Here is a 22237-nt window from a genome sequence, read left to right as displayed (position 1 = left end):
GGAGAAGGGGGCACCGTGATCATCTGGGTGAACGGGGCGTTCGGCGCGGGCAAGAGCGCCGCCGCGCGCGAACTGCTCGACCTCATACCGGAAAGCACCCTGTACGACCCCGACGTCCTCTCGGGCTGCCTGCGGCAACTGCTGCCCGAGAAACGGCTCCAGGAGGTCACCGACTACCAGGAACTCGCCCTCTGGCGGCGGCTGGTGACCGAGGCCGCGGCCGGGCTGCTCGGCGAGGTCGGCGGAGTGCTCGTGGTGCCGATGACACTGCTGAGGCAGGGGCACCGGGATGAGATCTTCGGCGGACTCGCGGCGCGCGGGATCGAGGTCAGACATATCGTGCTGGATCCTGGAGAAACGATCCTGCGTCGCCGGATCGCCGCTCGTACCGAACACCGCGACTCTACCGGCGCCGCGGCCCGCGCGGACCACCCGCGCACCACCGTCCCCGCGGACGGGGCCGACCCCTCAGCGGCTGACGAGGCCGCCTGCCGCTGGGCGCTGGAACGCGTGCCCGACTACCTCGACGCGCTGCCCTGGCTCACCCGGGACGCGTGCGTGGTGGCCACCGCCGGCCTGACGCCGCGGCAGACCGCGCTGCGGATCGCCGAGGCGCTGGCGCGGGGCGAGGGCACGTGCGGGATCGTCCAGACACCCGAGCCGCGGGCCGAGACGGTCGCGGCCGGAGTGCTGCTCTTCGACGACGCCGACCGGGTGCTGCTGGTCGACCCCACCTACAAGTCCGGCTGGGAATTCCCCGGCGGGATCGTCGAGCGCGGCGAGTCACCGGCCGCCGCCGGGCACCGCGAGGTCGCCGAGGAACTCGGCATCGAGCTGACCGGGGGCCTGGAACTCCTCGTCGTCGACTGGGAACCGCCGCACCCGGCCGGGCACGGCGGGCTGCGGCTGATCTTCGACGGCGGCCGCATGCCGAGCGCCGACATCGGCCGGCTGCTGCTGCCCGCGGCCGAACTGCGCGACTGGCGTTTCGTCACCGAGGACGAGGCTGCCGGGCTGCTGCCGCCCGTCCGGCTCGACCGGCTGCGCTGGGCCCTGCGCGCCCGTGAGCAGGGGCGCCCGCTCAACCTCGAAGCCGGCCACCCCGCGCAGTGACGCGCCCGGCCCCCGCCCCGCAGGCCGCGGGACGGGGGCCGGACAGGCGGCGGCCGGTGGACGCTACGACGCCTTCGAGGCCGCGTACCCCTGCAGGAACAGCGCCTCGGTGAGCGACAGCCGCTCCAGTTCCTGCGGCGACACGCTCTCGTTGACCGCGTGGATCCGGGCCTCCGGCTCGCTCAGCCCGATCAGCAGGATCTCGGCCTGCGGGTACAGCGTCGCGAGCGTGTTGCACAGCGGGATCGAACCGCCCTGCCCGGCAACGGCCATCTCCTGCCCGTACGCCTCGCGCATCGCCTCGGCCATCGCGGCGTAGGCCGGGCTGCCGGTGTCCGCCTGGAAGGGCTGGCCGCTGCCGCAGTGCTTCACCTCGACCCGGGCGCCCCACGGGGCCGCCGCCCGAAGGTGCTCCTCCAGCGCCGTCGCCGCGTGCTCCGCCGTCATGCCCGGAGGCACCCGGACGCTCACCCGGGCGCCCGCGGTGGCCTGCACCGACGGGGTCGCGCCGACGACCGCGGGGGCGTCGATCCCCATCACCGTCACCGACGGCCGGGCCCAGAGCCGGTCGGCGACCGTGCCCGTACCGACCAGCCCGACGCCGTCCAGCACCTTGGCGTCGCGGCGGAAGTCCTCCTCCGGATACTCCAGGCCGCTCCAGGTGCCCTCGCCGTCCAGGCCGGTGACCGTGGTCGCGCCGGACGCGTCGCGCAGCGAGTCCAGCATGCGGATGAGCGCCGCCAGTGCGTCCGGCGCCGCGCCGCCGAACTGGCCGGAGTGCAGGTTGCCTTCCAGGGTGGCGACCCGGACCTCCAGCTGCGCCATGCCGCGCAGCACCGAGGTGACCGTCGGCAGCCCGACCCGGAAGTTGCCCGCGTCGCCGATCACGATCGCGTCCGCGGTGAGCAGTTCGGGGTGCGCCTCGGCATAGCGCTCCAGACCGCCGGTGCCCTGTTCCTCCGAGCCCTCGGCGATCACCTTGACGGTGACCGGCACGCCGCCCTGCGCGGCGAGCGCCCGCAGCGCCGTCAGATGCATCAGCACCCCGCCCTTGCAGTCGGCGGCGCCGCGGCCGTACCACCGCCCGTCGCGCTCGGTCAGCTCGAACGGCGGTGTCAGCCACGCCGATTCGTCCAGCGGCGGCTGCACGTCGTAGTGCGCGTACAGCAGCACCGTGGGGGCGCCCTCCGGGCCGGGCAGCAGACCGTAGACCGACTGCGTGCCGTCCGGGGTGTCCAGCAGCGCCACGTCCTGGAAGCCCTCGCCGCGCAGCGCCGCCGCCACCCAGGCCGCCGCCTTCTCGCTCTCGCTGCGCGGATACTGCCGCTCGTCGGCCACCGACGCGAAGGACACCAGCTCCGCCAGCTCGGTACGCGCGCGGGGCATCAGCGAGGCCACGGTCTCGGACAGCGGAACGGACGGCATGGGCTGCTCCTCGTAGGAATCGGCGGGTCGCGGCGCTCGGTGGGTGCACGCGACGGTCGCTGCCGATGGTGCCACAGCAAGTCCGGTCCGGCGGGCGCAATAGGATGCCCTGAGCAGGGGTGACGACGGACGGGCCGAGCGGGAGCGGATCAGACGTGAGCGGTGAGCGGGCGGCGCAGGACAACGGGGCGCAGGACGGGGAGACGTCGGCGGTCTGGGATGTCGTGGTGATCGGTGCGGGCCCCGCCGGAGCGTCGGCGGCGCACGCGGCCGCGGTCACCGGGCGGCGTGTCCTGCTGCTGGAGAAAGCCGAACTCCCCAGGTACAAGACGTGCGGCGGCGGCCTCATCGGCCCCTCACGGGACGCGCTCCCGCCGGGCTTCGACCTCCCGCTGCGCGAGCGGGTGCACGCGGTCACCTTCAGCCTCAACGGCCGCCGGACCAGGACCAAGCGTTCCCGGCAGATGCTCTTCGGGCTCATCAACCGCCCGGAGTTCGACGCCGCGCTCGTCGACGCCGCCCGTGAGGCGGGCGCCGTGGTGCGCACCGGGGTGACGGTCTCCCGGGTCGAGCAGCACGGCCCCGGCGTGCCGGACCGGCGTACCGTCGCGGTCGTCGTCGGCGCGAGCGGCAGCGGAGGCGGCTCCGGCAAGCGCGACGAGGAGATCGTCTACGCCCGCGCGGTCATCGGCGCCGACGGCAGCGCCAGCCGGATAGGAGCGCATGTCGGGGTCAAACTCGACCAGGTCGACCTCGGTCTGGAGGCCGAGATCCCCGTCCCGCCGGCCGTGGCGGAGGACTGGGCCGGCCGGGTGCTGATCGACTGGGGCCCGCTGCCCGGCAGTTACGGCTGGGTCTTCCCCAAGGGGGACTCCCTCACCGTCGGCGTGATCTCGGCCCGCGGCGACGGCGGCGCCACCAAACGCTACCTGGACGACTTCATCGCCCGGCTCGGCCTCGCGGGATTCGAGCCCAGCGTCTCCACCGGGCACCTCACCCGCTGCCGCGCCGACGACTCGCCGCTCTCCCGCGGCCGGGTGCTGGTCTGCGGTGACGCGGCCGGGCTGCTCGAACCCTGGACGCGCGAGGGCATCTCCTACGCGCTGCGCTCCGGCCGGCTCGCGGGGGAGTGGGCCGTCCGCATCGCCGAGGCGCACGACGCGGTGGACGCCCGGCGGCAGGCGCTCAACTACGCCTTCGCCGTCAAGGCGGGCCTCGGCGTCGAGATGGGCGTCGGGCGCCGGCTGCTCGGCGTCTTCGAACAGCGCCCCGGGCTCTTCCACACGGCGCTGACCACCTTCCCGCCGGCCTGGCGGGCTTTCGCGGGCATCACCAGCGGCAAGCGGTCGCTCGCCGAGATCGTCCGCACCCACCCCGTCGCCCGGCGGGCGCTGGACAGCCTCAGCCGCGCCTGACCGCCGATCACGGGCGGCCGCCCCCGGCGGCGGCCGCCCGGACGGCGGCGCGTACCGTCCCGCAGCACCACCTCTCCGGGCTCCGATTGCCTCCCGGGCTCCGATTGCCTCCCGCGCTCCGATTGCCTCCCGCGCTCCGACGGCCTCCCGCGCCCCCGCGGTCCCGCCCGCTCACGCGCCGGATATCGCGTCCGCGCCCTCGCCCGGCCCGGTGACGCGGAACACCGGGTGCCTGGGGGCTATCGCGCGCAGCTGCTCGTCCGTCGAATCCGGGCCGACACCGTCGAAGAAGACTCCGACCTCGGCCTTCCAGCGCTTCAGGTAGGCGCGCAGCACCGGCACCTTGTCGTCGTCGGTGACCTCCACCGCGCCAAACGCCTCCGCCTTCCTGCCGAGGCGCAGCTCGCCGCCGCCCGCGGCCCGCATGTTGTGCGTCCACTGCACGTGACCGCGCGGGGCGACCAGATAGCGCTTGCTCTCCAGCGTCAGCACGTTGACCGGGGTCGTCCGCCACTCGCCGCTCTTGCGGCCCTTGACGGCCAGGACCCGTGAGCCCCAGACGCTGAGCCCCCGGCGGGTCAGGAACGCGACCGCGCGGTTGACGACGTTCACGGTGATCCAGCCGGGCTTGCGGACGTGCTGGGCCTGCTCGGACATGTCGGCCACTCCCTCTGCTCTGTCGGTCCTGTCTCCCGCTCCCATTTCGTGAGCGGTGCTCTCGCTTGAGAACAGTGTGCTCCCCGATCGAACGGGAAAGCAAGAGCACTGCTCTCTTTTCTTTGCGCCGGTCGCGTTCTTGGCCGTCGCTCTCGCCCGATGGCACACTGGGGGGATGAGTGCCATCAAGGGAGCCAGGGAACGGGCCAGGGCGGAGATCACCGAGGCGATCAAGGAGGAGGCGGGCCGGCAGCTCGCCGCCCACGGGTCGTCCGGGCTCTCGCTGCGTGCCGTCGCGCGGGAGCTGGGGATGGCGTCCTCCGCCCTCTACCGCTACTTCCCCTCCCGGGACGACCTGCTCACCGCTCTCATCATCGACGCGTACGACGCCGTCGGCGAGGCGGCGGAGCAGGCGCTCGCGGAGTCCGACGCGGAAGCCCGAGACCGCGCCGCCGCCGCGGTGGTCGCCGGGGTGAGGGCGCGGGGTGCCGGACCGGCCGACCGCTGGCAGGCCGTCTGCCGCGCGGTCCGCGACTGGGCGGTCGAGCATCCGCACGAGTACGCCCTGATCTACGGCTCGCCGGTGCCGGGGTACGCCGCGCCGCAGACCACCGTGGGACCCGCCTCCCGCGTGCCGCTCGCCCTCGTCTCCGTCGTGCGCGACGCCCACGCCGCCGGGCTGCTCGGCGAGCCCACCGGAGGTCCGCTCGCCGAGCCCGTGGCGGACGACGCCCGCCGGCTCGCCGCCGAACTCGCGCCCGAGCTGCCGATACCCGTGGTGGCCGCGCTCGTCGCCGTCTGGGCCCAGCTCTTCGGGATCGTCAGCTTCGAGCTGTTCGGGCAGTTCAACCGGGTGGTCGAGGCGCGCGGCCCGTTCTACGACCAGGCCACCGCCGCGCTCGCCGCGCAGGTCGGGCTCACCGGGGCCGTCGCCCCGGCCGAACGGGAGCATGCCGCCGCGGCCCACGGCGTACTCCCCACGGAGTAGCCGCACCGCCCCCGCACAGCTGACGCGGCCGCCGCGCAGCGCGGTCTAGCGTGGGCGCATGACGTACGAGGTGCACCCGGGGCCGCCCGGCGCAGGGCACGGGCCTGCGGGCCGGTCGCGCCGCCGCGGGCTGCTCTCGCTGTGGGTCCCGGTCGTGCTGCTGGCCTTCCTCCAGACCGCCGGCTCCGGTGCGGCCGGGCGGCACCAGCCCGTACGCGTCGACCTCGACCGGCTCGGCTACCTGCTGCTGCTGGCGGGCCCCGCGCTGCTCCTGCTGCGCCGCCGCGCGCCGGTGGCGGTCGCCGCGGGCGTCGCCGTGGTCACACTGCTCTACGTCGTGCTCGGCTATCCGTACGGCCCGGTCTTCGCCGGCCTCGTCGTGGCGTTCTTCAGCGCGGTGGCCGCCGGGCACCGCAAGGGCGTGCTGATCGTGGCGGGCAGCGCCTTCGCCGCCCACGCGCTCGTCGGACTGTGGCTCTACCGCTGGCTGCCGCCCCCCGGCGACGCCCGCGCCTCGTGGACGGAGGTGTCCGGGGCCGCGGCCTGGCTCGCGGCGGTGCTGGCCGCGGCCGAACTCTTCCGGGTGCGGCGCGAGCGGATCGCCCGTGAGCGGAGGGAGCGGGCGGAGGCGGAGCAGCGCCGCGCGGACGAGGAGCGGCTGCGGATCGCACAGGAGCTGCACGACGTGCTCGCGCACAGCATCTCGCTGATCAACGTCCAGGCCGGTGTCGCCCTGGCACTCATCGACGAGCGGCCCGAGCAGGCGCGCACCGCGCTGACGACCATCAAGGCGGCCAGCAAGGAGGCGCTGGGGGAGGTGCGCCAGGTACTCAGCGCGCTGCGCACGCCGGGCAGCGAGGCGCCGCGCGCGCCCGCCCCCGGGCTGGACCGGCTGCCCGAACTGGTCGAGCAGGCCACCGCCGCCGGGCTGCACGCCGAGGTGACCGTCGAGGGCGGGCGGGTCGCGCTGCCCCCCGGCGCCGATCTCGCCGCCTTCCGTATCGTCCAGGAGGCGCTGACCAACGTGGTGCGGCACTCCGGTTCGCGCACCGCCCGGATCTTGCTGACCCACCGGCCCGGCCTGCTCCAGGTCCAGATCGACGACGACGGCCCCGCCTCGGCGGGCGGCGACACCGGCGGCGGCAACGGCCTGGTCGGCATGCGGGAGCGCGCCGCCGCGCTGGGCGGCACGGTCGAGACGGGCCCGCGCCCCGACGGCGGCTTCCGCGTCCGCGCCCGCCTCCCCCTCGCCGACCACCCCACGGACCACGACACCGCCGCGCCCTCCGACGACACCACCGACAGGCCGCCCGGCGCCCCTTCCGGCGGCCCGGCCGACCGCGCCCCGGGCACGTCTTCCGGCGATCCCGCCGACGGGGACGCAGGTCCGAACGACCGTGCGCCCGGAGGCCCTTCCGACGGCACCGCCGACCGCGCCACCGGCCCGGCCGACCGCGGGGCCGGTGCGTCCCCCGACGGGACGAGGGACGGCGCGCCCTCCGACGACACCACCGACCGGGCGGCCGGACCCGCCGCCGAGGAGCGTTCATGATTCGCGTCGTGCTGGCCGACGACCAGGTGCTGGTGCGGGCCGGTTTCCGGGCGCTGCTCGACGCCCAGGCCGACATCGAGGTGGTGGGGGAGGCGGCGGACGGCCGGGAGGCTCTGCGGGTCGTGGGCGAACTGCGGCCCGACGCCGTGCTGATGGACATCCGCATGCCGGTCATGGACGGGCTCGCGGCGACCCGCGGCATCACCGGCGACGCGGCGCTGGCCGGTGTGAAGGTCGTCGTCCTGACCACCTTCGAGCTGGACGAGTACGTCTTCGAGGCGATCCGCTCCGGCGCCTCCGGCTTCCTGGTCAAGGACACCGAGCCCGCCGAGCTGCTGCGGGCCGTCCGCGCGGTGGTCGCCGGCGACGCGCTGCTCTCGCCCGGCGTGACCCGGCGCCTGATCGCGGAGTTCGCCGCCCGCTCGAAGGAGCCCGCGGCCGCGGGCGCGCTCGACGAGCTGACCGACCGCGAGCGCGAGGTCATGGCGCTGGTGGGCATCGGGCTGTCCAACGAGGAGATCGCGCGCCGCCTGGTGGTCAGCCCGCTCACGGCGAAAACGCACGTCAGCCGGGCCATGGTCAAGCTCGGCGCCCGCGACCGCGCCCAACTGGTCGTCCTGGCCTACGAGTCGGGCCTGGTCCGCCCCGGCTGGCTCGGCTGACCCGGGCTCGCTGCCCCGGACCCGTTCGCCCGTCACCCCCCGTCCGTACCCCGCCCCCCGTATCCGACCCTCCCCGTATCCCCGACCGGCAAAGACGCGACCGGCGCGAACGCGACCGGCCCCGCGCATCATGTGCGCGGGGCCGGTCGCCGGTCGCGTGCCCGCCCCCGTACCGCGGGCACGCGGCGGTCAGGCGCGGGCGGAGCCGTCGCCGTCCCGGTGGGACGCGCCCGCGGTCGCCACGGCGTCGCCCTCGGCGGCGTCCTGCTGCGCGGCGGTCTGCCGGGCGCGCTCGTCGCCCTCGGAGGAGGCGACGAGGATGCCGTACGACGGGCGCCGCCTGCGCAGGCCGGTGAGGGTGAGGAGCAGGCCGACGAGTCCGATGACGGTGACGACCCACAGGGCGGGGCGGTAGCTGTCCAGCACCGCCTGCTTGGTGCCGGCCGAGCTGCCGGTGGTGTCGGTGTTGGCGGTGACCACCGCCGTCACCACCGCGAGGAAGATGGCGCCGCCGACCTGGAAGGACGTGTTGAGCAGGCCGGAGACCATGCCCTGCTCGTGGTCCTTGACGCCGTTGGTGGCCTGGATGTTGAGCGCGGGGAAGGCGGTGGCGAAGGCCCCGCCGAGCAGCAGCATCGACGGCAGGATGACGCCCGCGTAGCTCGGGTGCAGGTCGATGCGCAGGAAGAGGACGTAGCCGATGACGAGCGCCACGAAGCCGAAGGCGGTCACCCGCGGGGTGCCGAACCGGTCGACGACCGGGCCCATCCGGGTGGACAGGATGGCCACCAGCGACCCGGCGGGCAGGAAGGCGAGCGCGGTCTGCATGGCGCTGTAACCGAGCACGTTCTGCAGGTACTGCGTGACCAGGAACTGGAAGCCGACGTAGGAGCCGAAGAACGTCGCGGCCCCCAGGTTGGCCCGCACCTGGGTGGAGGAGCGGAGGACGCCGAGGCGGACGAGCGGCGACGCGGAGCGGCTCTCGATGACGGTGAAGGCCGCGAGCAGCACGGCGACGGCGGCGAAGGAGCCCAGCGTGCGGGCCGAGGTCCAGCCGGCGCTGGAGGCCGAGACGACGGTGAAGACCAGCAGCAGCATCGAGGCGGTGCCGGTCACCGCGCCCGGCAGGTCGTAGCCGCGGCCTGCGGTGCTCTCGCGCGGGGTGCGCGGGATCAGCTTGAGACCGGCGATCAGCGCGATCACCGCGACCGGTGCGGGCAGCAGCATCGTCCAGCGCCAGCCGGCCTCGGTGAGGAAGCCGGACAGGACCAGGCCCATGGAGAAGCCGGTCGCGCCGCAGCTGGAGTAGATCGTCAGGGCGCGGTTGCGGATCGGGCCCTCGGCGAAGGTGGTGGTGATGATGGACAGGCCCGCGGGGGCGGTGAACGCGGCGCTCAGGCCCTTGACGAAGCGGGTGGCGATCAGCAGCGAACCGGAGTCGACGAGGCCGCCGAGCAGTGAGGCGACGGCGAAGACGCCGAGAGCGATCAGGAAGACCCGGCGCCTGCCGAGCAGGTCGGCCGCGCGGCCGCCGAGCAGCAGCAGGCCGCCGTAGCCGAGGATGTAGCCGCTGACGACCCACTGCAGCGAGGTGGTCGACAGTCCGAGGTCGGTGCCGATGGAGGGGAGGGCCACGCCGACCATCGAGACGTCGAGGGCGTCGAGGAAGAGCGCGGCGCAGAGCACGAAGAGCGTGCCCCACTGAAGGGCGCTCCAACGGTCCTGCGCGCGGGGGACGGTGGCGGACGTGGGGGACGGAGAGGTCATGATCGGTAGATTACATGCAAGTGCATGAGATGCAAGCGCATTTAATTACCGTGCATCGGGGTCCGTTTTCTGCTACCCTGCGGGCATGGCAGTGGACAAGGACGAGCGTGCGCTGGAGCGCGAGTGGCGGGAGATCCTCGCCATCCACGCCCGCACGGCCTGCGAACTGGACCGTGAACTGACCCAGTACGGTCTGTGCGCGAGCGACTTCGAGGTTCTCGACGTGCTCGCCGGAGACCCGGAGGACGGCGGCTGCACCTTCCGCGTGCAGGAGCTGGCCGACCGCGTCCACCTCAGCCAGAGCGCGCTGTCCCGGCTGGTGGCCAGGCTGGAGAAGGAAGGCCTGGTCGACCGCGGCATCTGCTCGGAGGACCGGCGCGGTGTGTACGTCGCCATCACCGACAGCGGCCGCCTGCGCCACGCCGAGGCCCGCCCCGGCCACCGTGCCGTCCTGGAGCGGATGCTCCCCAAGCACGCCGAGGCGTAGCGCCTTCCGGCGGCCCGGCTCCGGCTGCCCGCCGCTCCCTTTTCGTATGAGTGTCGTACGAGTTGTACGCGTATGAGCCCCGCAGGCCTTCCGTCCGCGGGGCTCCCGCACGTCCGGGCCGTGCGTGCGGCGGCCCGGATCCCGTCAGGCCGCCGTACGCCCCAGGTTGCGCACCGAGTACGCCAGCACCGCCGCGACGGCGCCGAGTGCCGACACCGTCGTCAGGGCGGTCGGCAGTCCCACCGCGTCGGTGAGGAAGCCGATGGTCGGCGGGCCCATCAGCAGCCCGCCGTAGCCGAAGGTGGACGCGGTGGCCACGCCGCCGGGGCCGGTCAGCGCGCCCGCGCGGGCGATCGTGGTGGGGAAGGTGTTGGAGAGCCCGAGGCCGGTGAGCGCGAAGCCCAGGACGACCAGCGGCAGCAGCGGGGCCAGTGCGGCGAGCAGCATGCCGCCCGCCGCGAGCACCGCGCCCAGCACCAGCACCCGGGTCTGGCCGAGCCGCAGCAGCAAGGTGGTGCCGGACAGCCGGCCGAGCGTCATCGCCAGCGTCACCGCGGCGTATCCGGCGGCGGCGACGCCGGGTCCGCGGTGCAGGTCCTGCTGGACGTGCAGCGGGCCCCATTCGGCGAGCGCCCCCTCGCCGTACGTCGAGCAGGCCGCGATCAGTCCGAAGAGCGCGACCAGCAGCCCCGGGCGCCGGGCGGCGGCCGGGGCGGGAGTGCCGTCTCCCGGCACCGTTTCCGGCGCGGCCGTCGCCGGGATCTGCTCGGGCGGCGGCACGAGCCTGGTGCGCAGCAGGACACGCCCGGCGAACAGCACGGTGAGCAGGCCGACCGGGGTGAGCAGCGCCAGGTGGACGGCGGGCGACAGATGCGGCGCCAGCAGTCCGCCCAGACCCGCGCCGACGAGGCCGCCGCAGCTGTAGGCGGCGTGGAAGGACGACATCACCGGGCGGCGCAGCGCGGCCACCAGGTCCACGGCGAGGCTGTTCATGGCGACGTTCAGACCGCCGTACGCTATGCCGAACACCAGCAGGACCAGGCCGAGGGCCATCGCCGAGTGGGTCTGCGGCGGCAGGGCGATGCTCAGCGACAGCATGACGGCGGTGCCGACGGTGACGCGGTCGCTGCCGAAGCGGCGGCAGAGCCGTCCGGTGAGCACCATGGTGGCCACCGCGCCGGCCGACACGCCGAGCAGCGCCAGCCCGAGCTGGCTCGCGGAGGCGCCGGTCTGGGCTTTGATGGCGGGAATGCGGACGACCCAGCCCGCGAAGAGGAAGCCGTCGACCGCGAAGAAGACGGTCAGGGCGATGCGCAGGCGGCGCAGGGCGGGATCGGTGGTCGGGGTACGGGGAGGTCGGGACGGCCGGGAAGATCGACTCAGGGCCGTCCCTATTTTGTTCAGTGTCGGCACAAAGTGAGAATAGGGGGGTGACACAGATTCGGACAAGGCTGGAGCGGGGCCGCGGAGCACTCGGCCCCGCGCTCGCGCTCGTGCACACCGGCCGCGCGGCGACCCGCGCACTGCTCACCGCGGAACTGGGGGTGACCAGGGCCACCGCCGGAGCGGTCGCCGCCGAACTGGAAGCACTGGGGCTGATCCGGGTGGACACCCGCCCCAGCGGCCCGGCGGGCGCGCAGGGCCGCCCCTCGCACCGGCTGGACGTCGCGCCCGAGGGCCCGGTCGTGCTCGCCGCACAGGTGCACGCCGACGGCTTCCGCGCCGCGCTCGTGGGCCTCGGCGGCGAGATCGTGGCGACGGCGCCCGGCTCCATGACCGTGCCGCCCGATGCCGCGCACGTGCTGGGCGCGGTCGTCGAGGCGGGCGCCGGACTGCTGCGCGCGTCGGGGCGGGTGTGCGTCGGGGCGGGCCTCGCGGTACCGTCCGCGATCGCCGAGCCCGAAGGCCTCGCGCTCAACCCGCTGCATCTGTCCTGGCCCGCCGGTACGCAGGTGGCCGAGGTCTTCGCCGGGCAGATCGCCGAGGTGGGCATCCTGGGCCCGGACGGCGGACCGGTCCCGTCCTTCGTCGGCAACGACGTCAACGTCGCCGCCCTCGCCGAGCACCGGCACGGCGCCGGGCGCGGCGCGCAGCACCTGCTGGTGGTCGCCTCCGGGCACCGCGGCGTCGGCGGCGCGCTGGTGCTGGACGGCCGCCTGCACACGGGCAGTTCGGGCCTCGCCCTGGAGGTCGGCCACCTCACCGTGCGCCCCGACGGGCGGCCCTGCTACTGCGGCAGCCGCGGCTGCCTGGACGTCGAGGCCGACCCGCTGGCCTTCGTGGAGGCGGCCGGGCGGACCCCGGGCCCCGAGGTGTCGCTGCTCGACCAGAGCGCGGCCCTGCTGCGTACGGAGTACGCCGACCCCACCGTCCGGGCCGCCTCGCTGCTGATGATCGACCGGCTCGGACGCGGCCTCGCCGGGCTCGTCAACGTCCTCAACCCGGACCGCATCCTGCTCGGCGGGCTGCACCGCCACCTGCTGGACGCCGATCCGGAGGCGCTGCGCGCGGTCGTCGCCGACCACAGCCTGTGGGGGCGCAGCGGCAGCGTGCCGGTGCTGGCCTGCGCACTCGACCACAACAGCCTGGTCGGCGCCGCGGAACTGGCCTGGCAGCCGGTGCTCGACGACCCGCTGGCCGTCCTCGGCGGCTGACCCCCGCGCGGGGCGTACCGGCCGCTGGCCGTACGCCCCGTGCCGCCCCTCGGACCCGCCCCCCGGCGCCACCCGTGGGAGTGCCGGGCGGGGCGCGGCGTACTCCCAGCGGAGCAGCGGCGGAGCCGCTGGCCGTACGACGATTTCGGCGGCCGCGGACGCCAGGCTCGGTGGTGTCGGGAGAACCCGGCACGACCGAGGAGCTGACAGACGATGGACACCCTGGCGTGGCACGACGGCGGGCCCGGCCCGTGGATCCTGTTCTTCCCCCTGATCTGGGTGTTCGCGGTGGCCGCCGTGGTCACCGTGCTGCGCCGCACGGTGTGGCGCGGACGCGGCGCCCCCTGGCGGCAGTTCGGGCCGCCCTCGGCGGGCGGGGGCAGCGAGCACAGCCCGCTGGCGGTGCTCGGCCGGCGGTTCGCCTCCGGCGAGATCGACGAGGAGGAGTACTGGCGCCGCATGTCGGTGCTGGAGGAGCACTTCGCCCGCGGCCCGCGTGACCGCAACAGCGTTAAGGGCGGGGCCTGATGCCCGGCACGACGACCGACCGGCGCGGCCCCGCCGGCGGCGGTGCGGCCGGCGGCGGGACCGCCGCCGCACGGGTCGTGGACGCCGTGAAGGTGCACGGCGCGGGCGACACCGCGGTGCGGGCCCTGGACGGTGTGACGGTGGGCTTCCCGGCCGGCCGCTTCATCGCGATCATGGGGCCCTCCGGCTCCGGCAAGTCCACCCTCCTGCACTGCGCGGCGGGTCTGGACGCACTCACCTCGGGCGCCGCTTTCGTCGGCGGCACCGAGCTGGGGCCGCTCGGCGACCGGCAGCTGACGCTGCTGCGCCGCGAGCGGATCGGCTTCGTCTTCCAGTCCTTCAACCTGGTGCCCACCCTCGACGTCGCCGAGAACGTCACGCTGCCGCTCGACCTCGCGGGCACCCGGCCGGACGCGGAGTGGATCGACGTCCTGATCGACGTCGTCGGCCTGCGCGACCGGCTGCGGCACCGGCCCGCCGAGCTGTCCGGCGGGCAGCAGCAGCGCGTCGCCGTGGCCAGGGCGCTGGCCGGCCGCCCCGAGGTGGTCTTCGCCGGCGAGCCGACCGGCAACCTCGACTCGCGCACCGGCGGCGAGGTGCTGGAACTGCTGGGCCGCGCGGTCCGCGACATGGGCCGCACCGTCGTCATGGTCACCCACGACCCTCCCCCAGGGCCCTACGGGCATGGGGGTGCCCCCAGCCGCCGCGCACGCCGACGAGGTGGTCTTCCTCGCCGACGGCCGCCTCGTCGACACCATGGCCGACTCCACCGCCCCGAGGGTGCTGGACCGGATGAAGGCATTCGACGGCCGCCGTGCCGCGGGCGGTGACCGGCCGTGAGCCGCATCTCCGCACCCGCCTCCGCCGCGGCTCCGCTGCGCCTCGGGATCGCCGGGCTGCGCGCGCACAAGCGGCGCTTCGCGGGCACCTTCGCCGCCGTCTTCCTCGGCGTGGCCTTCCTGACCGGCACCATGGTCATGGGCGACACCCTGCGGGCGAGCTTCGGCACGCTCTTCGCGACGGCCAACCGCGGTACGGACACCGTCGTCCGCGGCGCCGACGAGATCTCCGCGGGCGGACCGGGCCGCAGCACCCGCGAGCCCGTGCCCGTCTCGCTGGTGGACACGATCCGCCGGGTGCCCGGTGTCGCCGCGGCCGCGCCCGACATCGAGGGCGCGGGACAGCTGACCAAGGCCGACGGCACCGCGCTGGAGACCCGCGGGCCCACCGTCGCGGCGGCCTGGATCGACGACCCGCAGCTCAACCCGTACAAGATCGTCGAGGGCCGCGCGCCGCTCGCGCCCGGCGAGATCGTCGTCAACCGGGGCGCGGCCGACCGCGGCGGCCTGGCCCGAGCCTGCCGCTCACCGCGGCGGGGGCGGTGCTGACGCTCGCCGCGTTCGTGGCGCTGGGCCCGGTCGCGGCCCCGGCGGCCGTACGGGTGCTGGGCGCCCCGATCGCCCGGCTGCGCGGGGTGAGCGGCGGGCTGGCCCGGCGCAACGCGCTGCGCAGCCCGCGGCGGACGGCGGCCACCGCGACCGCGCTGATGATCGGTGTGGCGGTGGTGTCGCTCTTCACCGTGCTGGGCGCCTCGATGAAGGCGACGCTGCACCGGACGGTGGACCGCTCCTTCGCCGGTGACGTCGCCGTCGGCACCTCCGGCTTCGGCCCCGGCGGCGCCGGGCTCAGTCCGCGGCTCGCCCCGGCGGTGGCGCGGCTGCCCGAGGTCAGAGCGGCCGTCGGGCTCGGCGCGGGCGTCGCGGACGTCGACGGGCACGGGCGCAGGATCACGGTCACCGACCCGGCGGCCCTGTCCGGGCTGCTGGACCTCGGCACCGTGCACGGCTCCCTCGCCGACCTCGGCACGCACGGCGTCGCCGTCGCCGCGGGCGAGGCGGACGACCGCGGCCTGACCACCGGCAGCACCGTGCTCTTCACCTTCGCCGACGGCACCCGGACGACCTTCACCGTCGAGGCCGTCTACGACCGGCCGGGCCTCGCGGGGAACTACCTGATCACCCGCGCGGCCTGGGAGCCGCACCGCACGCAGGACCGGGACACGCTCGTCGCCGTCGCCTTCCGGGACGGGGTGTCCACGGCCGCGGGCACGGCCGCGGTGACCCGCGCGGTGGTCCCGTTCGGGTCGCCCGACGTGCAGACCAGGAGCGAGTACGCGGCGTCCGCGGCGTCCGGCGTCGACATGTTCCTGACGCTGATCTACGCGCTGCTCGCCCTCGCGGTGCTCATCGCGCTGTTCGGCATCGCCAACACCTCGACCCTCGCGGTGCACGAGCGCACCCGGGAGCTGGGCCTGCTGCGCGCGGTCGGCCAGACCAGGGGGCAGCTGCGGGCGATGGTGCGCTGGGAGTCGGTCGTGGTGGCCGCCTTCGGCACCGCGGGCGGGCTGGTGCTCGGCGGCTTCCTCGGCTGGGCCCTGGTGCGGGCCGCCGACAGCACCGGCACGGGCGCCTTCGCGATCCCGCCGCTGCCGCTTGCGGTGGTGCTGCTGGTGGGCGTCGCGGCGGGCGTGCTCGCGGGCTGGCGCCCGGCCCGCCGCGCGGCCCGGCTGGACATCCTGCGGGCGGTCGCCGCGCAGTGACGGGGACGTACGTCGGGCGCCGCCTCCCCCGCGGGGGGAGACGGCGCCCGGTGCGCGGGGGCCGCCGGCGCCCACACCGGCGGCTCCGCGCGGTCAGGCCGCCGCAGCGACAGCGGCCGGTTCGGGGACCGTGCCGGTGACCGGCGCGGTGACGGGCTCATGGGCGGGCTCGGGCAGCGGCTCGGCCATGGCCCGTTCGAAGGGCACGCAGTTGCGCACCGGCAGCATCGTCGGCACCGCGACGGGGGTGCGCAGCACGAACCACACGACCTTGCCGGCGTCCAGCGGGAGCAGATCGGTGCCCCAGGTGTCGCTCAGCGCCTCGACCATGGTCAGGCCGCGCCCGGTGGTGGCCATCGGCTCCACGGGCCGCAGCTGCGGCAGGCGCGGGTCGCTGTCGGTGACGGCCACGGTCAGCCGGTCGTCGGCGAGGCTCAGCCGGACGCCGCACTTCTTGTCGGGCCGGGCGTGCCGGTGCACGTTGGCCAGCAGCTCGCTGGTGGCGCTCGCGGCGGGCTGGATCAGCGGATCGAGTCGCCAGTAGCGCAGCTGCGCCGCCACGATGCGGCGGATCTGCTGGATCCGGTACGGGTGCGCCTCCAGTTCGAGGACGCACTCGCGGGGTGTTCGATGGGTCGGGTCGGTCCGGTCGGTCTGTTCCGCTTGCATGATCACGGCTGCGACTCCCTCCGCGGCTGGGACGGTCCCGCACGTGCGGGCTCCGGCCCTCCGCCGCTCCGATGGGAAATTGAGCGAAACTGCGTAGAGTGACTGCTTCAGCACTCCGTGATGCGATAACAGCGTCACCCGATGTGGGGAATGTCGCAACTTGTCGCGCGTCGCATCGCTGACCTGCCCCTTCGGCGGGCGGACCGGCGCCGTCCGCGCCCCCGGTGCCGCCGACCGGCGGGGGGTCGCTCATTCCGGTCCGAGGTCGTCCGGCCCGGTCCGTGCCAGCTCGGCCAGCGTGTCGAGGGCCCTGCGCAGCACCGGCGGCGGGGGAGAGGCCAGCCCGATCCGCACCGCGGCCGGAGTGCTGTGCGAGCCCACCACGAAGGACGCCGCGGGCGTGACCGCGATCCCGCGCCGGGCGGCGGCGGCCACATAGGTGTCGGCCCGCCACGGCGGCGGCAGCTCCAGCCAGCAGAAGTACGAGCACGGGCCGGAGCGGACGGCGAGCCCGGCCAGGGCCTCGGCGGCCAGCTCGCCGCGCAGCCGGGCGTCCTCCCGCTTGGCGGCGCTCAAAGCCGCCGCGGTGCCGTCGCTCATCCACCCGGTCGCCGCGGCCAGGGCGTACCCGGCGCTCGTCCAGCCGCCGGAGCGCAGCGCGGCCGACACCCGCGCGGTGAGCGCCGCCGGGGTCGCCGCGAAGCCCGCCGTCAGGCCCGGTGCGAGGCGCTTGGAGAGGCTGTCGACGAGCACGACCCGCTCCGGCGCGTACGCGGCCAGCGGCGGCGGCGGGTCCGCGGGCAGGAAGGCCCAGATCGCGTCCTCGACGGCGGTGAGCCCCGACTCCCGCAGCGCCGCCGCCAGTTCGGCCCGCCGCCGCGGGCCCATGACGGTGCCCAGCGGGTTGTGCAGCGTCGGCTGGACGTAGAGCGCGCCGAGCGGCGCCGCCCGGTGCGCGGCGAGCAGCGCCCCGGGCAGCAGCCCCTCGGCGTCGCACTCCAGCGGCACCAGGGTCACCCCGAGGCGCGCCGCGACGGCCTTGACCACCGGGTACGTCAGCGCCTCGACGCCCAGCCGGCCGCCCGGGGGCACCAGCGCGGCCACGCACGCGGCGATCGCCTGCCGCCCGTTGCCCGCGAAGAGCAGGCCCGCCGGATCCGGCGCCCAGCCCGGCCGGGCCAGCAGGTCCGCGGCCGCGGCCCGCGCGGCGGCCGTACCGCCCGCGCCGGACGGGCCCAGCGCGGGGCTCAGCACATCGGGCCGGGCCAGCCGTGCCAGCGCTGCGGCCAGCAACTCCGGCTGGCCGGGCGTGACGGGGTAGTTGAGCTCCAGGTCGACCCGGGCGGTGCCCGGCTCGGCGAGCGCCGGGTCGGCGGCGGGCGGCGCGGCCCGTACGAAGGTGCCGCGCCCCACCTCGCCGACGACCAGGCCGCGCCGGGTCAGTTCGGCGTACACCCGGCTCGCCGTCGACTCGGCGAGGCCGTACCGCCGGGCGAACGCCCGCTGCGTCGGCAGCCGGTCGCCCGGCCGCAGCCGCCCCGCCGCGATCTGCGCCGCGACCGCGTCCGCCGCCTGCCGGAAGTCCCGTGCCATCCCCTGCTCCCCGCCCGCCCGCGCCACCGTCTCGGGGCACCGGCACATTGCCCCGACATCAATGCCGGGCATTGCTCCGCTGATTGCCCTCTGCCTAGCATCGGACCAGTCACCATCACAAGGGGGAAACCGCACGTGAACACGGCTTTCGTCAACGGCATCAGCATGACCTACGGCGACACGGGCGGCGACGGAAGCGCCCTGCTGCTCATCCACGGGCACCCCTTCGACCGCACCATGTGGGCGCCGCAGCAGGACGCCGCCCCCGGCCACCGCGTCGTCACCCCCGACCTGCGCGGCTACGGCGGCAGCCAGGTCGTGCCCGGCAGCACCCCGCTCGGCACCTTCGCCCGCGACCTCGCGGCGCTGCTCGACCACCTCGGGATCGCCGAGGCGGTGGTGTGCGGGCTGTCGATGGGCGGTCAGATCGCCCTGGAGTTCCACCGGCTCTTCCCGGACCGGGTCGCCGGGCTGGTCCTCGCCGACACCTTCGCGCAGGCCGACACCGAGCAGGGCAGGCAGGAGCGCTACGCCCGCGCCGACCGGCTGGAGCGCGAGGGCACGGCCGGGTACCCCCGCGAGGTGCTCGGCTCCATGGTCTGCGCCGCGACCCTCGCGCGGCGGCCCGAGGTGGCCGACCACGTGCTCGGCATGATGCTCGCCGCCCCGCCGCGGGGCGCCGCCGCGGCCCTGCGCGGCCGCGCGGAACGCCCCGACTACACCCCCACCCTGGCCGGTGTCGCGGTGCCCGCCCTGGTCGTGGTCGGCCGCGAGGACGTCTTCACCCCCGTCCGCGACGCGGAGTTCCTGCACCGGCACATCCCCGGTGCGACCCTCACCGTTATCGAGGACGCCGGCCACATGCCCAACCTGGAGTGCCCCGACGCCTTCAACGAGGCCCTCGCCCGGCTGCTGGCCCGGGTGCCGCGGGCCCGCGCGAGCGCCCGGATGTGACGGAAGCCTGACGGCCCGCCCGGGGCCCTGGCCAGACGGCGGCCGGCGTGCTCGAATCGGTCCATGGACGACCGCACGCCGCCACCGGACACACCCCACGGCCCCGCGCCCGAGGAGGGCCGCGGCAGCCCCGTCGGGCGGCGCGTGGTGCTCGGCATGCTCGGGCTGGGCGCGGCCGGGGTCGCGGTCGGCGGCGCGGTGCAGGACCGGATCGACTCCGTGCTGGCGTCCGTCAGCGCCAAGGACCCCACCGGGGTGACCTCGCTGCTGCCCGGCGGCGGAGGTTTCCGCTTCTACTCCGTCTCCAACTCCGTGCCGCACCGCGGCGAGAGCGACTACCGTCTGACCCTCGGCGGCCTCGTCGACCACCCCGCCGAATACCGGCTCGCCGACCTGCGCGCCCTGCCGCAGACCCGGCTGGTGCGCGACGTGCAGTGCGTCACCGGCTGGCGGGTGCCGCACACCGCCTTCTCCGGGGTGAAGCTGTCCACCTTGCTGGACGCCGCCGGGGTGCGCTCGGCCGGCACGGCCGTCCGCTTCACCTGCTTCGACGGCGTCTACACCGAGAGCCTGACGCTGGAACAGGCCCGCCGCGCCGACGTGCTGGTGGCGCTGACCATGGACGACAAGCCGGTCAGCGCCGCCCACGGCGGCCCGGTCCGGCTCTACGTGGCACCGATGTACTTCTACAAGTCCGCGAAGTGGCTGTCCGGCATCACCGTCACCAAGGACGTGCGGCCCGGCTACTGGGAGCACTACGGCTACGACGTCGACGGCTGGGTGGGCAAGTCCAACGGCCGCCGCGACGACCCCACCTCATGACCGCCGCGACCCCGCCCCGCGACCCCGCCGGCGCCACCGGGCTGCGCCGCTTCACCCGCGCCGAGACCTGGGTGCACCGCTCGGTCACCTGGCTGATGGGCGTGTGCGTCGCCACCGGCGCCTGCCTCTACCTGCCGCAGCTCGCCGAGATCGTCGGCCGCCGCCGCCTCCTGGTCACCGTGCACGAGTACTCCGGCATCGCCGTGCCCGTGCCCGTGCTGCTCGGCCTGGCCTCGCGCGCCTTCCGCGCCGACGCCGGGCGGCTCGGCCGCTTCTTCCCGCACGACTGGCGCTGGCTGGGCGTCGCGCTGCGCCGGCGCAGGCGCGAGCCGAGCCTCGCGGGCAAGTTCAACGCGGGCCAGAAGCTCTACGCGGCCTTCGCCACCGGGGCGCTGCTGATCATGGCCGGGACGGGGGTCGTCATGTGGTTCCCGCGGCTGGCCCCGCTGGTCTGGCGCACCGGCTCGACCTTCGTGCACGACTGGCTCGCGCTGGTCCTGGCCGCCGTCGTCACCGGTCACGTGTGGTTCGCCCTCCAGGACCCGGAGGCCCGCCGCGGCCTGCGCACCGGCTACGTACCGCGCTGGTGGGCACGCGAGGAGCACCCGCTGTGGCAGCCGCCGCAGCAGCGGGCCGCCGCGCCGCCGCCCGGCCCGCCCGCCGACGCCCCCTGATTCCCTCCGCGGGCCGCGCCGAACGGCCAACTCCCCGCGCCTTCGCGGCAGTTCTGTTACGTCCAGGACACCCCGCGGTCGCCCGCAGGCCACCGTCCTTTCCCGGCCCGCGCCTAGCGTCACGGCATGACGATGTCCCAGGCGTCGGCTCAGACGGCCCCGCCGGCCCAGGAGGCCCCTGACACGGAAGAGCCCGCCGCGGCGCCTGCGAGCCCGGCGGAAACCTACCGGGCGCGCCGCAGGCTGCGGCTGACCGGCGGCGGGCCGCGGCGGCTCGCCGTCCGCACCGTCACCGTCCTGGTGGCCCTGGGCGCGCTGTGCGCGGTCGCGGTCGCCGGCGCCCTGTCCGTACGGCACGCCACCGCGCGCTTCGGCAGCACCGTGACCGACCGCGCCTCGGCCGCCGCGCAACTGCGCTCCACGCTCGCCGACCTCGACGCGCAGCGCGCGGACACCCTCGCCCCGGGCCGCTCCGCGGACGACCCGGACGTGATCGTCGGCAACCAGCTCAACGCCCTGATCACCGCGCAGCGCGACCACGCCCTGGTGAGCGACCTGCTCCGCAGGCTCGGCGGCGGCCCGGGCCAGGGCACCCGGGTCGCGCAGCTGCTCGACGGCCTCGGCCGGTACGACGACCTGAGCGGCCGCGCCCGCTACGTCGCCGAGCAGGAGCCCAACCAGACCGTCGGCCACCCGCCGCGCTTCGCCGTCGCCATGAACGTCTCGGCCGGAAGCATCATGCACACCCGGCTGCTGCCGCTCGCCGACGACCTGTCCGCCGCCTACCAGCAGCAGGCCGACCGGCAGCGCGACGCGGCGCGGCACGCCGCCGTGCGCTGGGGCGTGGCCGTCGGGGTGCTGGGCGGGCTCGCCGTCGTACTGCTGCTGTGGTGGCAGTGGGAACTGGCCCGCGACTACCGCAGGCGCTTCAACGCCGCGCTGCTCGTCGCCACCGCCGCCACCCTCGCCGTCGCCCTGGCCGGAACCCTGGCGATGCACGCCGCCGCCGACGGCGTGGACGCCGCGAGCAGCCAGGGACTGCGGCCCTGGACCAACCTCGCCGAGGCCGGCGCCGTCGCCTCGCAGGCCGCGGCCACCGAGAGCCGCTGGTTCGTGCACGACAGCGCTTTCGGCGAGGCCGACGAGGCGCAGTTCGACAGCCTCGCCAAGCGGCTCGACGGGCTCCTGACCCCGGACGGCAACGCCACCGCGGGGGAGCGCCCCGCCTACCAGGACATGCTCGGCCGCTACGCGAACTTCCGCGCCGACGACGACAAGCTCCGCTCCCTGAGGAAGAGCGGCGACACCGAGGAGGGCGCGGTGGTGCTCACCGAGGTCGGCCGCGGCAACGTCGCCTTCGACTTCTGGGACTTCTCCACCACCCTGGAGCGGCTCGCCGACCGGCAGCTGACCGACTTCCGGCAGCACGCCGACGACGCCCACGGCTCCCTCGACGGCTGGCCCGCGGTGCCCGCCGGGGCACTCGGCCTCGCCGCGGCCCTCGTCCTGCTCGGGATCCGCCCCAGGTTCGCCGAATACCGCTGACCTGTGGCGGAGCCCACTGCCGCCGGGGACCCACGCCGCGTACGGCATCGGGCGTGGTACAAGTGGCAGGGGAAGTATCGATTCGCCGGTGGGGGGAAAGTGTGCCGCGTGCCGCCGCCCCGGCCATGCCTGG

Annotated in this window: 18 protein-coding genes and 2 pseudogenes; 14 read left to right on the top strand and 6 right to left on the bottom strand. The window is 75.5% G+C overall.

The annotated features are described in order from the left end of the window. Positions 1 to 15 precede the first annotated feature (15 nt). Positions 16 to 1113, top strand: coding sequence for an NUDIX domain-containing protein (locus ACH4PY_RS12140; RefSeq protein ID WP_398179611.1), 1098 nt, complete (start codon positions 16 to 18; stop codon positions 1111 to 1113). Between the two features lie 63 nt (positions 1114 to 1176). Here ACH4PY_RS12140 and ACH4PY_RS12135 read toward each other — a convergent pair whose 3' ends face one another. Further along, the gene (locus tag ACH4PY_RS12135; protein ID WP_398179608.1) at positions 1177 to 2538 is read right to left on the bottom strand and encodes a dipeptidase; all 1362 of its coding nucleotides are present in this window, start codon (positions 2536 to 2538) and stop codon (positions 1177 to 1179) included. A gap of 155 nt (positions 2539 to 2693) precedes the next feature. On the opposite strand from ACH4PY_RS12135, the gene ACH4PY_RS12130 reads away from it, so the two are divergent. Continuing rightward, positions 2694 to 3953, top strand: a complete 1260-nt coding sequence (locus ACH4PY_RS12130) for a geranylgeranyl reductase family protein (RefSeq protein WP_398179605.1) — start codon at positions 2694 to 2696, stop codon at positions 3951 to 3953. Between the two features lie 171 nt (positions 3954 to 4124). Here the strand turns inward: ACH4PY_RS12130 and ACH4PY_RS12125 are convergent, their stop codons facing one another. Further along, positions 4125 to 4610, bottom strand: coding sequence for a nitroreductase family deazaflavin-dependent oxidoreductase (locus ACH4PY_RS12125; RefSeq protein ID WP_398179602.1), 486 nt, complete (start codon positions 4608 to 4610; stop codon positions 4125 to 4127). 175 nt (positions 4611 to 4785) lie between these two features. On the opposite strand from ACH4PY_RS12125, the gene ACH4PY_RS12120 reads away from it, so the two are divergent. From ACH4PY_RS12120 to ACH4PY_RS12110, 3 genes are read left to right on the top strand one after another with little or no spacing between them, the layout of a single operon-like run. Beyond that, positions 4786 to 5598: a TetR/AcrR family transcriptional regulator gene (locus ACH4PY_RS12120; RefSeq protein ID WP_398179599.1), complete on the top strand. Its 813-nt coding sequence runs from the start codon at positions 4786 to 4788 to the stop codon at positions 5596 to 5598. A 58-nt stretch (positions 5599 to 5656) separates the two neighbouring features. After that, positions 5657 to 7150 (top strand): histidine kinase, encoded by a 1494-nt coding sequence (locus tag ACH4PY_RS12115; RefSeq protein WP_398179595.1) that lies wholly within the window; start codon positions 5657 to 5659, stop codon positions 7148 to 7150. Further along, the gene (locus tag ACH4PY_RS12110) at positions 7147 to 7812 is read left to right on the top strand and encodes a response regulator (protein WP_398179592.1); all 666 of its coding nucleotides are present in this window, start codon (positions 7147 to 7149) and stop codon (positions 7810 to 7812) included. The genes ACH4PY_RS12115 and ACH4PY_RS12110 overlap by 4 nt, the downstream gene beginning before the upstream one ends. A 189-nt stretch (positions 7813 to 8001) precedes the next feature. On the opposite strand, the gene ACH4PY_RS12105 is transcribed toward ACH4PY_RS12110, so the two are convergent. Next, positions 8002 to 9579, bottom strand: coding sequence for an MFS transporter (locus ACH4PY_RS12105; RefSeq protein WP_398179589.1), 1578 nt, complete (start codon positions 9577 to 9579; stop codon positions 8002 to 8004). 85 nt (positions 9580 to 9664) lie between these two features. Here ACH4PY_RS12105 and ACH4PY_RS12100 point away from each other — a divergent pair, with 85 nt between their 5' ends. Next, complete coding sequence (locus ACH4PY_RS12100) at positions 9665 to 10066, top strand: MarR family winged helix-turn-helix transcriptional regulator (protein ID WP_398179586.1); 402 nt, start codon at positions 9665 to 9667, stop codon at positions 10064 to 10066. Positions 10067 to 10210: 144 nt separating this feature from the next. Here the strand turns inward: ACH4PY_RS12100 and ACH4PY_RS12095 are convergent, their stop codons facing one another. After that, on the bottom strand, positions 10211 to 11479 hold the full coding sequence (locus ACH4PY_RS12095) for an MFS transporter (protein ID WP_398179583.1): 1269 nt from the start codon (positions 11477 to 11479) through the stop codon (positions 10211 to 10213). A 17-nt stretch (positions 11480 to 11496) separates the two neighbouring features. Between ACH4PY_RS12095 and ACH4PY_RS12090 the strand changes: the two genes are divergently transcribed. The 4 genes and pseudogenes from ACH4PY_RS12090 to ACH4PY_RS12075 all read left to right on the top strand — a co-directional run bounded on the left by ACH4PY_RS12090 (position 11497) and on the right by ACH4PY_RS12075 (position 15847). Then, positions 11497 to 12720, top strand: a complete 1224-nt coding sequence (locus ACH4PY_RS12090) for an ROK family protein (protein ID WP_398179580.1) — start codon at positions 11497 to 11499, stop codon at positions 12718 to 12720. Positions 12721 to 12933: 213 nt separating this feature from the next. Then, entirely contained in the window at positions 12934 to 13248 is a 315-nt protein-coding gene (locus tag ACH4PY_RS12085; protein ID WP_398179577.1) for an SHOCT domain-containing protein, read from the top strand. Beyond that, positions 13248 to 14088, top strand: a pseudogene (locus ACH4PY_RS12080) (ABC transporter ATP-binding protein). The gene ACH4PY_RS12085 and the pseudogene ACH4PY_RS12080 overlap by 1 nt, the downstream one beginning before the upstream one ends. After that, positions 14085 to 15847 (top strand): annotated as a pseudogene (locus tag ACH4PY_RS12075) (FtsX-like permease family protein). The pseudogenes ACH4PY_RS12080 and ACH4PY_RS12075 overlap by 4 nt, the downstream one beginning before the upstream one ends. 93 nt (positions 15848 to 15940) lie before the next feature. Here the strand turns inward: ACH4PY_RS12075 and ACH4PY_RS12070 are convergent. Together ACH4PY_RS12070 and ACH4PY_RS12065 are read right to left on the bottom strand one after the other, a co-directional pair. Beyond that, positions 15941 to 16516, bottom strand: a complete 576-nt coding sequence (locus ACH4PY_RS12070) for an ATP-binding protein (protein WP_398180812.1) — start codon at positions 16514 to 16516, stop codon at positions 15941 to 15943. Positions 16517 to 16765: 249 nt separating this feature from the next. Continuing rightward, the gene (locus ACH4PY_RS12065) at positions 16766 to 18109 is read right to left on the bottom strand and encodes a PLP-dependent aminotransferase family protein (protein ID WP_398179574.1); all 1344 of its coding nucleotides are present in this window, start codon (positions 18107 to 18109) and stop codon (positions 16766 to 16768) included. A 165-nt stretch (positions 18110 to 18274) separates the two neighbouring features. Here ACH4PY_RS12065 and ACH4PY_RS12060 point away from each other — a divergent pair, with 165 nt between their 5' ends. The 4 genes from ACH4PY_RS12060 (at position 18275) to ACH4PY_RS12045 (ending at position 22104) form a co-directional block, all read left to right on the top strand. Beyond that, entirely contained in the window at positions 18275 to 19063 is a 789-nt protein-coding gene (locus ACH4PY_RS12060; RefSeq protein ID WP_398180809.1) for an alpha/beta fold hydrolase, read from the top strand. Positions 19064 to 19126: 63 nt separating this feature from the next. Further along, positions 19127 to 19885 carry a molybdopterin-dependent oxidoreductase gene (locus tag ACH4PY_RS12055; RefSeq protein ID WP_398179571.1) on the top strand — a complete coding sequence of 253 codons (759 nt, stop codon included), beginning with the start codon at positions 19127 to 19129 and terminating at the stop codon, positions 19883 to 19885. After that, complete coding sequence (locus ACH4PY_RS12050; protein ID WP_398179567.1) at positions 19882 to 20559, top strand: cytochrome b/b6 domain-containing protein; 678 nt, start codon at positions 19882 to 19884, stop codon at positions 20557 to 20559. Before ACH4PY_RS12055 ends, ACH4PY_RS12050 begins: the two co-directional genes overlap by 4 nt. Before the next feature lie 126 nt (positions 20560 to 20685). Then, on the top strand, positions 20686 to 22104 hold the full coding sequence (locus tag ACH4PY_RS12045) for a hypothetical protein (RefSeq protein WP_398179564.1): 1419 nt from the start codon (positions 20686 to 20688) through the stop codon (positions 22102 to 22104). The last annotated feature ends 133 nt before the right edge of the window (positions 22105 to 22237 follow it).

Origin of the sequence: Streptomyces sp. NPDC021224 (genome assembly GCF_044332905.1) — a bacterium.
GTDB lineage: Bacteria > Actinomycetota > Actinomycetes > Streptomycetales > Streptomycetaceae > Actinacidiphila.
The sequence above is the reverse complement of the archived record's forward strand: the minus strand, read 5'-3'. Positions and strand labels throughout refer to the sequence as shown.